Consider the following 11,470-nt stretch of genomic DNA (forward strand, 5'->3'; position numbering starts at 1 on the left):
TCCGGCATGCCGTCCAAGCCCACTTCCCGTGCGGGTAAAGCGCCGCTATATGCGCCCCATGACCCCACGCGACAAAATCCGGAACTTCTCGATCATTGCCCATATCGACCACGGCAAGTCGACGCTCGCTGACCGCCTGATCCAGGCCTGCGGCGGGCTGACCGACCGTGAAATGAGCGAACAAGTACTCGATACGATGGATATCGAGAAAGAGCGCGGCATCACGATCAAGGCCCAGACCGTGCGCCTCAGCTACACGGCGCAGGATGGCGAGACCTATACGCTGAACCTGATGGACACGCCCGGCCATGTCGACTTTGCCTATGAGGTCAGCCGGTGCCTGGCCGCCTGCGAAGGCTCGCTGCTCGTCGTCGATGCCTCGCAGGGCGTCGAGGCCCAGACGCTCGCCAATGTCTACCAGGCGATCGACCAGAACCATGAAATCCTCCCCGTCCTCAACAAGGTCGACCTGCCCGCCGCCGACGTCCAGCGCGTCAAGGACCAGATCGAGGACCTGATCGGTCTCGACACGGCTGATGCGGTCGAGACCTCGGCCAAGACAGGGCTCGGCATTCCCGATGTCCTCGAAGCCATCGTCAAACACCTGCCGCCACCGCGCGAAGGCGATGCCACCAAGCCACTCAAGGCGGCGCTGGTCGACGCCTATTACGACCCATATCTCGGCGTCGTCGTCGTCGTCCGGGTGCATGACGGCGTGCTGAAGCCGAAGCAGACGATCCGCATGATGCGCACCGGCGGCGTTTACGAGATCGACAAGGTCGGCACGTTCAACCCGAAGCTCACCGAAACCGACGCGCTCGGCCCGGGCGAGGTCGGCTATTTCGTCGCCTCGATCAAGGAAGTCGGCGAAACGGCGGTCGGCGACACGATTACCGAGGACAAGCGCCCCTGCGAAAAAGCCCTGCCGGGCTATAAGGACGTCCAGCCGGTCGTCTTCTGCGGCCTGTTTCCGATGGACGCCGGCGACTTTGATGACCTGCGCGCGGCCATGGGCAAGCTGCGCCTCAACGATGCCAGTTTCACCTGGGAAATGGAAACCTCCGCCGCGCTCGGCATGGGCTTCCGCTGTGGCTTCCTCGGACTGCTGCACCTTGAAATCATCCAGGAACGCCTCAGCCGAGGGTTCGACCTCGACCTGATCGCGACCGCCCCCAGCGTGGTCTACGAGCTGACCATGACCGACGGTACGGAAGTCGAGTTGCATAACCCGGCCGACATGCCGGATGTGGTCAAGGTCGCCGAAATCCGCGAACCATGGATCATCGCCACGATCTTCACGCCCGACGAATATCTCGGCGCGATCCTGAAACTCTGTCAGGACCGCCGCGGCATCCAGACCGAGCTCTCCTATGTCGGCGGCCGGGCGATGGTGAAATACGAATTGCCGCTCAACGAGGTGGTGTTCGACTTCTATGATCGCCTGAAATCCATCAGCCGCGGCTATGCCAGTTTCGACTATGGGATCGTTGGCCACCGCGCCGAGAATCTCGTCAAGCTGCAGATCCTCGTCAATGAAGAACCTGTCGATGCCCTCGCCATGCTGGTCCACCGTGACCGCGCCGAGAGCCGGGGCCGGCAGATGTGCGAACGGTTGAAAGACCTGATCCCGCGCCAGATGTTCAAGATCCCGATCCAGGCCGCCATCGGTGGCCGGGTCGTGGCGCGCGAAACTATCTCGGCCATGCGCAAGGACGTGACCGCCAAATGTTATGGCGGCGACGCCACTCGCAAGAAGAAGCTTCTGGAGAAACAGAAGAAGGGCAAGCAGCGTATGCGCCAGTTCGGCAAGGTCGAGATTCCGCAGGAAGCGTTTGTTGCGGCACTTCGGATGGATCACGACTAGGGCGGCTTCCCCATTTCCGTATCCCCGGCGTAGGCCGGGGTCTCTTGGCGCTTGTCCCTTTCTCCAATGGCCTGAGGTCCCGGCGTTTGCCGGGAACACGGGATATGGTGGTTTCAGTCAGCACGGGGCTCGTCCTTCGACTTCGCTCAGGATGAGCCCCTTTGGGAATCCCACTCTCCATTGCCGCAGACCCCTGCGAAGGCAGGGGTCCATGGACGAATGTCCCCCCGGCACCCGTGGCGACATTCGTCCATGGATACCTGCTTTCGCAGGTATCTTCGGGGGGAGAGTTGCGGGCGCCTCCGGGAACACCTCCCGGTGCCCGGCAAACCTGTCTGATTGAGGCGGGGATTCAGCTTGAATTGTCCCACTTTTCCAGCGCGGCGTTGAGCAGGCCTAGCAGGGCCGTGGCGATAGCGCCGAGTTCGGGGCGGAGGCGGTGGGCGCTGGCCATGGTCAGGGCGGCGGGCCTGGGGTCGCCGCATTCCTGCTGGCGGGCGAGGAAGGGCGCGGCGGCCACCGGGCCGCTTGCCCGGAGACTGCCGGGAAAAAGCGCGGGCGCGTCGGGATCGGCCTCCGGCTGCACCCGGCCCGACAGGGCGAAACGGCGCGGGGCCGGGAAGGTGGCGATCTCGGCGCCCTCGGGGAGCGGCGTGGGGGTGGCAGGGGTGAGGCCGGTCCGTGGCCGGACCGCTGGCAGGGAGAGAGCCAGCGCCATCAAGGTCGGCAGGCGCCGCACGATGATCTCGAGCTGTTTCAGCCGCCCCGAGGCGCGGCGCTTGAGACTGCGCCGCAAGGTCAGCGGGCGTAGGTGGATATTGGTCAGGCCGATAATGTTCGTCAGCGCGAGCCGCGCCGGTTCAAGGCCGTGATGGATGATGTCGGACGGATGGCTCATGGGGAGCAGTATAGCGCAGGCAGGGTATGGGTTGGACAAGGGGGCGGAGAGAGGGAGTGCAGGGTGGGTATCACTGCGCCGGCAGCACACATTTGTTCGACCACTGAAGTTTGATGACGGTTTCAGCGACCGGACGGCCATCTAAAGATGGCGTTTTTAATTCTCCGTTAAATAGAATATTGACTCTACTTTTGATTTGAACAATGATCCGGCTACCGAAGGAGCAGCACGGTCTCTCTAGCCGGGCTCCATTTGAAGGGATCGAACAGTGGACTTTTCACTTGGAAGATCAGGCAGGATTTTGGCGGCCATTGCCGGGGGGCACTCGTGGCAGGCTGCACGGCCACCAGCACGTCCAATGCCGAACGCGATTACGGCGGCTCCAACATCGAACAGGCAACCTCTCGGGAACGCCCCCCCCTCCGGTCGTTGAAACGCTTGAGGATGGATCGAAGCGGATCGTCCTAGATGACCGGCATTTTACCTACGTTTTCGTAGATGTCGCGGAAGACGGCGCCGATGCAGAAGGCGTTGATACGGAAGAAATCGACGGCGATTCCGAAAAGTGAATCCCGCACATCAAGGGGATAGGTACGCACAATGCTGCGCATGGTTTCCAGAACAGCCCTCGCGGCTGGCACACTGTTGCTGCTCTTGCAGGGCGCCACTGCCCAAACGCCGATAAGTCCCACATTCGAATTTAATTATACTGATCCTGCCGGAGTGGGTTTTTACGACACCACGCCCGTCGCGCCTGTTGAGGGAAATACCGGCACGACCCTCGGCGAGCAAAGGCGCATCGCAATGGCGGCTGCAGCTAGCAACTGGAGCGATGAACTGCTCTCCCGGCAAGCACTGACCATTACCGTGGATGCCAGCATGCCGGCTTTTCCGTCTGGATTATGCACCAGCACACGCGGCCCGGTCGGACAGGCCCGGCCTTCAGAGTTGCGTGAAAATTTCGCGAACGTGCCCCGTCCCAACACCTTCTGCCCGATTGCACTCGCGCGTTCGATCTCAGGCGCGGACCTCTCCCCCGGCTCTCCAGATATTGTCATCCAGATGAATGGCGCCGTCGGCTCACCTGACTGCCTGACGCAAGGATTGTGGTATGGAACCCCGGGTCCCGAAACCGGTAATCGCATACCATTCGTGCAAGTTGCCGAGCATGAGATTGCGCACGGCCTGGGTTTCACCACCGGTACCAACTTCAAAACCGGCATCTTCATTTCGGGCGCCGATGGGGATCCCATTGTCTATAACACGATGATCGGCCAATCCGTTAATCCGGCCATATTCATAATCTGGCCGGAAATGACTCCCGCACAGCGCGTGAATTCTGCCACGTCCGCGCAACTGCTCTGGGACGGGACAAAGGCCAATCAATGCAGGATCGGTACGCTCACGCAGGGGCTGTCTGTCGAGCGGCACACGCGTGAAAATGTACGCACCGACCACACTGGCACCTGGATCATTCGTCAGCCATTTCGATCGGGGCTTTGCGCCAAGCGAATTGATGGAGCCCGTCCTGACGGTGACGTATCGGAAGGATATCGCTGTTTCATTGCTACGCGATCTCGGCTGGCAGACCAGGGAACAGAAGTGTACCGAACCGATCACGATGAACACATTTTGCGAGCATCATCATATCTGGGCCGGCTCTCCCACAACGAACACAACCTATTGGGATCCGCCCTATACCTGCACGGTCAGCTGGGACCAGTTGACCACGTCTGATTTCTGCCGGCACGATCACAAGTTCGCGGCGAATTGGACGACCTACTTGGACGGCCCCGCGCCTGCGACAAACTTCTGCGCTGATAAGACCATTCCCGATACGGCCGTTGTCACACGGGGGCTCTATCGGTCTCATTACCACCTGAATGCCAGCTCACCGACGATAGGCCCCGTTCTGTCCGATTGATGGGTCGGCGGTGCTGCGGGAGACCGTATAGGGAAACTGGGTGTTTCGGCTAACGACCCGGTTCGGCTGCCGTGGTCCCTTCTCGCGCCCGCTTGTCGGCGCTATATGCCCCCCATGACCCGCTCGCTTACCATCCTCGGTATTGAATCTTCCTGCGACGAGACGGCTGCTGCTGTGCTGCGGCTGGCGGATGGGCGCGTGACGCTGCTGGCCGACGTGATCCATACGCAGCTGGAAGAGCATGCGCCCTATCAGGGCGTGGTGCCGGAGATTGCGGCGCGGGCGCATGCGGAGATTGCCGACAAGACGGTGGCCGCCGCCATGAAGGATGCTGGTCTTTACTATGATGAACTGGATGGTGTCGCGGCGACGTCCGGCCCCGGCCTGATCGGCGGCGTGCTCGTCGGCATGATGACCGGCAAGGCCATCGCGCAGGCGGCGGGCAAGCCGTTCATTGCGGTGAACCATCTTGAGGGCCATGCGCTGAGCCCAAGGCTCGGCGGCGCGTGCCCTTTCCCTTACCTGTTGCTCCTGGTGTCCGGCGGGCATTGCCAGTTCCTCGAGGTGCGCGGGCTAGGCGACTACAAGCGCCTCGGCTCGACGATTGACGATGCCGTGGGCGAGGCGTTCGACAAGACGGCAAAATTGCTCGGCCTCGGCTTTCCGGGCGGCCCGGCCGTGGAACGGTTGGCGAAATCCGGTGATCCAAAGGCTTTCAGCTTCCCGCGTCCGCTGATGAACCGGCCCGGCCTCGACATGAGCTTTGCCGGCCTGAAGACCGCTGTTGCCCGCGCCGCCGCCGAAGCGCCGCTGACAGATAAGCGCCTCGCTGACCTGTGCGCCAGTTTCCAAGCCGCCGTCTGCGACGTGCTGGCGGGCAAGGCGCAGCGCGCACTCGAAGGCTTTGATCCGGGTGAAGGCGAAACGATCCGTTTCGTCGTGGCGGGCGGCGTTGCCTCCAACCAGGCGATCCGCACGGCGCTGAAAACGGAAGCAGCGGCGTTCGGGGGGCAGCTTGTCGCGCCGCCTTTGCGGCACTGTACAGACAATGCTGCGATGATCGCGCTTGTCGGGGCCGAGCGGATGGCCGCCGGACTGATCGACGCGATCGGAGACCTTGGCGCCGGGGCGAGACCCCGGTGGCCGCTGGATGAAGCGTCGGCGACGCTCGATCCAGCTTATGCCACGGGGCTCAAGGGCGCCAAGGCCTGATCAGGCGTCACTAAACTGCAAATTCAGCGAGGGCGAGCGTGGCTGCGAAGATGGCAACGGCGAACGGCACGGCTGCGATCAAGGCGTAAAAGGATTGGCGGGCTTCAGTTTTCGAGAGGGTCATCGGATTGCTCTTCACGGGGTCTTTTGGAAGGCACCATAGTCTTCCATGACTCTGATATAGCAGGCCCTGAAAAATAATCAATGAACGATATCAATTTTATTCATCGTTTAGGTTTTCTATCGATCCGGCATATGGGCGCCACACGATAGAGAGGCCAGCAAAAGATCGAGAACGCCACCCAGCTCCCGCTGCAATTTCGGCAGGGACAGCGCCGAAAACAGTTGCGGAAAGCGGAATTTCATCAGCGCAGACTGCATGAATTCAGCCGTTTCCTCCGGCCGGTCGAGCGCGCGGAATTCACCGGCCTGAATGCCATCATTCAGGATCTGCACCAGGTAAACGCGCTCCTGGGCCATCTGCTCGTTGAAATAGAGCGGGCGTTCCTGTTTGAGTACGTTCGCAACTTCAAGGATTTTTGCATCCTCTTCAATGGCGCTGAACGTCCGCTCGAGACTCATCTCGAAAAACTCGCGAAGCCTTGAAGAGGCTGAGTTTTTCTTGCGCGCGAGGACTGCGTAATCCTCGAAGACCTTGGCGTTGAACTTGCGCGCCATGGCCTCGGCAATGTCGATCTTCGAAGCGAAGAAGCGGTAGATATTGCCGGCAGACATGCTGCAGTCGCGGGCAATTTCCGACATGGTCGTCTTGCCGTAACCGTAGTGATGAATGCGCTCCATGGCGGCATTCAGGATCTGCTCGCGGGTGTCTGTTGTTTCATTCATGCGAAAACCATACTACTAATTTCTGAAGGATCAATGATTCATTCAGGTCACATTCGCCAGATTTGCGTGGCAGTGGAAAGCTCGCAGCAGTATGCCATAGCGGTTCGCACACTCAACCAGGCTCCGAGGAGACGCTCATGCCATTGTTCTGCCTATACTGTCTCGACAGACAAGATGACGGTGCCGCACTGCGCGCCAAGGCCCGCCCAGCGCATCTGGAATGGGCCGTGGGCCTGGGTGATGTCGTTCGCATGGCCGGGCCGCTGCTTGCGGATGACGGCGAGACGATGGTCGGGTCGATTTTCCTGGTGCAGGCCGAAAGCCTCGCCGCCGCCAAGGCCCTGTCGTCGCAGGACCCCTATGCGTTGGCCGGCGTATTCGAACGTGTCGACATCCGTGAGACCCGCTGGTCCATCGGGGACGGCAGGCCGGCATGAGACAGCTCGTCCTTGGCAACCTGAACTATTCCAGCTGGTCGATCCGGCCCCTGCTGGTCGCGCGCCGTGTCGGCCTGCCGGTTGAAGAAGTAGTCGTGCCGCTGGATTTTCCCGACACGCGCGCGAAACTGAAAGAGATCAGCCCGACCGCCAAGGTGCCGCTCCTCCTCTGGGACGGCCAGACGATCTGGGAAAGTCTCGCGATCACCGAATGGATCGCCGAGTGGGCCGCGCCCGGCCAGGTCTGGCCCAAAGACGCCAGTGCGCGTGCCGCGGCCCGCGCCGCCGCTTCAGAAATGCATGCCGGCTTTCCAGCCCTGCGCAGCCTGTGCCCGATGGACATCCGGTCGCGCCATGCCACCCCGGCGATGACTGACGGACTGAAGGCCGACATCGCCCGGATTGATGGCTTCTGGTGCGAGCTGCGCGATCGCTTCGGCAAGGACGGGCCGTTCCTGTTCGGCCAGTGGAGCGCCGCCGACGCGTTCTACACGCCCGTCGTCACCCGCTTTCGCACCTACAACCTTCCCCTCACCCCCATTGCGCAGGCCTATGCCGACGCTGTGCTGAGCGATCCGATATTCCGCGTTCTGGAAGAACAGGCAAAGGCCGAACCGTGGTGGATCAAGTATGGCCCGGATGGCCGGTCCAGCGGGTACCTCAAGCCGGTAGGTTGAGCAGGTCGTAGCCGAGATCATGCCGGAACAGCGTTTTCACCTGTGTCCGGTAAAGGTCCATCGCTTCACCCGTGAACAGGTCGGCGAGCGAGGTCTTGCGATTTTGCAGCACGTTCGGCTCGGCGTCCGGATCGGTGTGCTTTGCCATTTCTGCCTTCGTGCCTGCTGCGAGCGCCGCATCGATTGCGCCGGGCGTCAGGTCGAGCGACCAGTGCGCCGCCACGGCCTCCAGCACCGCGCGCGCATCCTTCAGCGTGTCTTCGTAATGGACGGTAAGAATCCGGCCGGGCGCATCGACACAGACATCGCCCCAGCGATTCCAGAACCGGGCGAGCCAGTAGATGTCGCATCGGTATTGCTTGCCGCCCGGATCACCTTTCAGATAGGCCAGCCAGTCGACCTTTATGTCATATTCCCATTTGGCGTGGTGGCTGGCGAGAATGGCCATCGGATGCCGGACGGCGAGCACATAGGGCGGCAGGTTGGCGGCGCGCCGGGCCCAGCCCCAGTCCGCCAGGCGGTGGGGTATGGTGTGGCTGAAAGCGAGACGCGGGATATCCGGAAAGGTGAGCTTGTCCTTGGGCCAGCCGATATAGGGCCGCACCGCGTTCTCCGAAAAATATTTCGGCCGCGCGATGCCATGCGTGTCGGCAATCGCAATCGCCAGCATGTATTTCAGCCAGTGCGTGCCGGAGTTCTTTGACGTCACCAGCATGCCGTCGAAAGCGCCATGGCGCAGCATGGAATAATTGTTCCAGTTGTCGTTGCGAACGCGGGCGCGGTAGGCGGCAGGAAGGGTCTCGATCATGCGGGGGGCCTAGCCTCAGACACGCCAGAGCGCAACGGGTGCGGAACTCATGTCTTGAGGCCAGCCCGATCGCGATACACTTGCAGCAGCGCCAACTGGTCGCGCGTGGGCGTGCCTTCCGCCTCGGAGACCGCCTCGAGCATGCCGTCGAGATCGACCACTTCCTTCGGGCCGAGATAGCCGTCGCCGACGATCTTCTGGCTGAGACGGCGCATGGTTTCCTGTGGCAGGGGCGCCTTGTTCGTGACCCATGCCGCATGCGCGACCAGTTCATGGGCTTCGTCCTGAGAGAAGCTGAATTGGCGCATGATCTCGTCGGAGATGGTGTCGCTTTGCCGGTCGGTCAGCGGGCCGCCGCGGGCGCGGGCGACTTCCATCATCATGATGGCGGCCGCCTCGCGGGGATCGTCGATCAGGTCGAGGCCATTTCGGCCGACCCGGTACTTGAAGGCGAGACGCCGCGGCAGGTTGGCGGCGGACCGCGCCAGATCAACCGCTTCACGCGCACCATCGCGGGCCATGCGCAGCCGCCACGACCAAACGCCGATAGCCACCAGAATACCAAGAATGCCGATCAGGAACTGCATCAAAAAAGTGTAGCGCGCCCCGAAGGGACGCGCCACACCCAATGAGTCTTAGGCGTTACTGCCCGCCACCTGCGGGGTCTGCGATGGCGTGGGCCTGCGCGAGGACGTAGGCGCGGATAGCTTCGGTTTCCTCGGGCGTCAGGTATTCGGAGAACGACACCATGCCATTGGCTGCGAGGTTGCCGTCGAGCACGACGCCCTTCCAGGCTTCGGGGTTGCCCGTGATGGCCGACCAGCGCAGGTCCGGCAGCACGCCGGAACTGGCTGCGAGCGCGCCATGGCAGACCATGCAATTGCGCGAGAAGGCCACCGCGCCCTGTGCGATCATCGCTTCGTCACCGAAGACATCAGCCTTGGCGGTCCGCTCGATCGGCGTAAAATCAGCGTCGGCGATAAGGCCGGCGCCACCGATCTTGAACGTGACCACCTTGCCGACAGTCGACGGCACCGCCGGGTCATAAGCATAGCCGGCGGCGAGGGCGAACGCACTGCCCCAGCCGGTCGTGATCGTCACGTATTGCTCGCCGTCGATCAGATAGGTGCCGGGGCCGGATGCGGCGCCCGACTTGACGTTCTGGCTCCACAATTTTTCGCCGGTTGCAGCATTGTAGGCGACAAACTCGCCATTCAGCTTGCCCTGGAAGACGAGATTGCCCGCCGTCGACAGCACGCCGCCATTCCACGCATTCTCATGCTCCACGGTCCAGCGGGGTTCCTGCTTGACCGGATCCCACGCAATCAGGCGGCCCTTGAGGGTTGAGCGAAGGAACTTGGCGACGTCAGGCGGGGCAATTGGCGGGATTCCCGACGAGAAGTCGGCGCCGGTATTCCAGCCGATCGTCTTGGTGCCGAACCTGGGATCTTCCGCATAGGCCTGCGGGATTTCCTGCGCCGGGATATAGGCCAGACCGGTTTCTGGGCTGTAGGCCATTGGGTGCCAGTTATGCGCGCCAAGGGGGCCGGGCAGTTGCTGGTGAGGCTCCTTGCCATAGCGGGCCGCAGCCACCTCCATCGGCCGTCCGTTCTCGTCGAGACCGGTTGCCCAGTTCAGTGGCACGAACGCATCGCCCGAAAGGTACTCGCCCGTGGCGGCATCCAGGACATAGAAGAACCCGTTCTTGGGAGCCTGCATGGCGACACGGCGCGGCGCGCCATCTTCGCCAAGCGGCAGGTCTGCCAGAATGATCGACTGGGTGGCCGTGTAGTCCCAGTTGTCGCCGGGCGTGGTCTGGAAATGCCATTTGTATTCACCCGTATTGGCATCGACCGCGACGATCGAGGACAGGAACAGGTTGTCGCCGCCGGCGGGGTCGCGGAACGTGCGGTTCCATGGCGACCCGTTGCCGACACCGAAAATGATCTGGTCGTTGACCGTATCGTAGACGATGGAATCCCAGACCGTGCCGCCGCCGCCATCGGTGACCCATGCGCCCTCGTCACCCCAGGTGACATTGCCCACGGATTCGAAAGCCTTGTCCGAGGCTTCATTGTCGGGTTGCTTTTTCGGGTTCGGCACCGTGTAGAAGCGCCACAGTTTTTTGCCGGTCGCCGCATCATAGGCGGTCAGGTAACCGCGCACGCCAAGCTCGGCGCCGCCATTGCCGATCAGCACCTTGCCGTTCACCACGCGCGGTGCGCCGGTTATTGTATAAGGCTTGGCCTGGTCGACGGTGACCGTGCTCCAGACCCGTTCGCCGGTTTTCGCGTTCAATGCTTCAAGCCGACCGTCGATCACGCCGACATAGACCTTGCCATCGAGGACCGCGACACCGCGGTTGACCACATCGCAGCAGGCTTTCACACCCACGGCGCGGTCAACATCCGGGTCGTAGGTCCACAGCGCGTCGCCTGTCTTGGCATCAAGCGCGTAGACTATGGACCAGGCCGACGTGACATACATGACGCCGTCGACAACAATTGGCGTCGCCTCAACACCGCGATTGGTGTCGAGATCGTGAGTCCAGGCAACGCCGAGGCGCCCGACATTTTCGGTATTGATTCCGGTCAGCGTCGAAAACCGCTGCTCGTCATAGGTGCCGCCATAGGTGAGCCATTCGGCGCCGCCACTGGCCGTCGCGATACGATTTGTGTCGACGGCGGCGAAGGCTGCTTCCACAGGCTTTTCGGCCACTTCGGCCTTCTCTTTCGGGGCACAGCCCGCGAGCAGCGCCAATGCGCCTCCCGCCATGATGAATGAACGCCAATGAGTCATGGCCT

11 protein-coding genes are annotated in these 11,470 nt (G+C 62.1%); 5 read left to right on the forward strand and 6 right to left on the reverse strand.

The window, feature by feature from the left end; translation table 11 throughout:
* Window positions 1-58: 58 nt before the first annotated feature.
* Complete coding sequence (gene lepA, locus ACESNB_RS06685; protein WP_373005578.1) at window positions 59-1,864, forward strand: translation elongation factor 4; 1,806 nt, start codon at window positions 59-61, stop codon at window positions 1,862-1,864.
* 352 nt (window positions 1,865-2,216) lie between these two features.
* Here the strand turns inward: lepA and ACESNB_RS06690 are convergent, their stop codons facing one another.
* Together ACESNB_RS06690 and ACESNB_RS06695 are read right to left on the reverse strand one after the other, a co-directional pair.
* Window positions 2,217-2,762 (reverse strand): hypothetical protein, encoded by a 546-nt coding sequence (locus ACESNB_RS06690; protein ID WP_373005580.1) that lies wholly within the window; start codon window positions 2,760-2,762, stop codon window positions 2,217-2,219.
* Between the two features lie 464 nt (window positions 2,763-3,226).
* Window positions 3,227-3,373, reverse strand: coding sequence for a hypothetical protein (locus ACESNB_RS06695; RefSeq protein WP_373005582.1), 147 nt, complete (start codon window positions 3,371-3,373; stop codon window positions 3,227-3,229).
* Here ACESNB_RS06695 and ACESNB_RS06700 point away from each other — a divergent pair.
* On the forward strand, window positions 3,363-4,499 hold the full coding sequence (locus tag ACESNB_RS06700; protein WP_373005584.1) for a hypothetical protein: 1,137 nt from the start codon (window positions 3,363-3,365) through the stop codon (window positions 4,497-4,499). The two genes, ACESNB_RS06695 and ACESNB_RS06700, sit on opposite strands and share 11 nt — an antisense overlap.
* Window positions 4,500-4,791: 292 nt before the next feature.
* Window positions 4,792-5,898, forward strand: a complete 1,107-nt coding sequence (gene tsaD / locus ACESNB_RS06705; RefSeq protein WP_373005586.1) for a tRNA (adenosine(37)-N6)-threonylcarbamoyltransferase complex transferase subunit TsaD — start codon at window positions 4,792-4,794, stop codon at window positions 5,896-5,898.
* A 240-nt stretch (window positions 5,899-6,138) separates the two neighbouring features.
* Here tsaD and ACESNB_RS06710 read toward each other — a convergent pair whose 3' ends face one another.
* Complete coding sequence (locus tag ACESNB_RS06710) at window positions 6,139-6,744, reverse strand: TetR/AcrR family transcriptional regulator (protein ID WP_373005588.1); 606 nt, start codon at window positions 6,742-6,744, stop codon at window positions 6,139-6,141.
* Between the two features lie 137 nt (window positions 6,745-6,881).
* Here ACESNB_RS06710 and ACESNB_RS06715 point away from each other — a divergent pair, with 137 nt between their 5' ends.
* Entirely contained in the window at window positions 6,882-7,181 is a 300-nt protein-coding gene (locus ACESNB_RS06715; protein WP_373005590.1) for a YciI family protein, read from the forward strand.
* Window positions 7,178-7,858, forward strand: coding sequence for a glutathione S-transferase family protein (locus ACESNB_RS06720; protein WP_373005592.1), 681 nt, complete (start codon window positions 7,178-7,180; stop codon window positions 7,856-7,858). Before ACESNB_RS06715 ends, ACESNB_RS06720 begins: the two co-directional genes overlap by 4 nt.
* Here the strand turns inward: ACESNB_RS06720 and ACESNB_RS06725 are convergent.
* Genes ACESNB_RS06725 through ACESNB_RS06735 form a run of 3 tightly spaced genes read right to left on the reverse strand, consistent with a single transcriptional unit; the run spans window position 7,842 to window position 11,465 of the window.
* Window positions 7,842-8,666, reverse strand: coding sequence for a sulfotransferase family protein (locus tag ACESNB_RS06725; RefSeq protein WP_373005594.1), 825 nt, complete (start codon window positions 8,664-8,666; stop codon window positions 7,842-7,844). The genes ACESNB_RS06720 and ACESNB_RS06725 overlap by 17 nt on opposite strands.
* Window positions 8,667-8,713: 47 nt before the next feature.
* Entirely contained in the window at window positions 8,714-9,289 is a 576-nt protein-coding gene (locus ACESNB_RS06730; RefSeq protein ID WP_373005596.1) for a hypothetical protein, read from the reverse strand.
* A 19-nt stretch (window positions 9,290-9,308) separates the two neighbouring features.
* The gene (locus tag ACESNB_RS06735; RefSeq protein ID WP_373005598.1) at window positions 9,309-11,465 is read right to left on the reverse strand and encodes a PQQ-dependent dehydrogenase, methanol/ethanol family; all 2,157 of its coding nucleotides are present in this window, start codon (window positions 11,463-11,465) and stop codon (window positions 9,309-9,311) included.
* Window positions 11,466-11,470 lie beyond the last annotated feature (5 nt).

Origin of the sequence: Hyphomonas sp. (assembly GCF_041689225.1) — a bacterium.
Classification (GTDB): Bacteria; Pseudomonadota; Alphaproteobacteria; order Caulobacterales; family Hyphomonadaceae; genus Hyphomonas.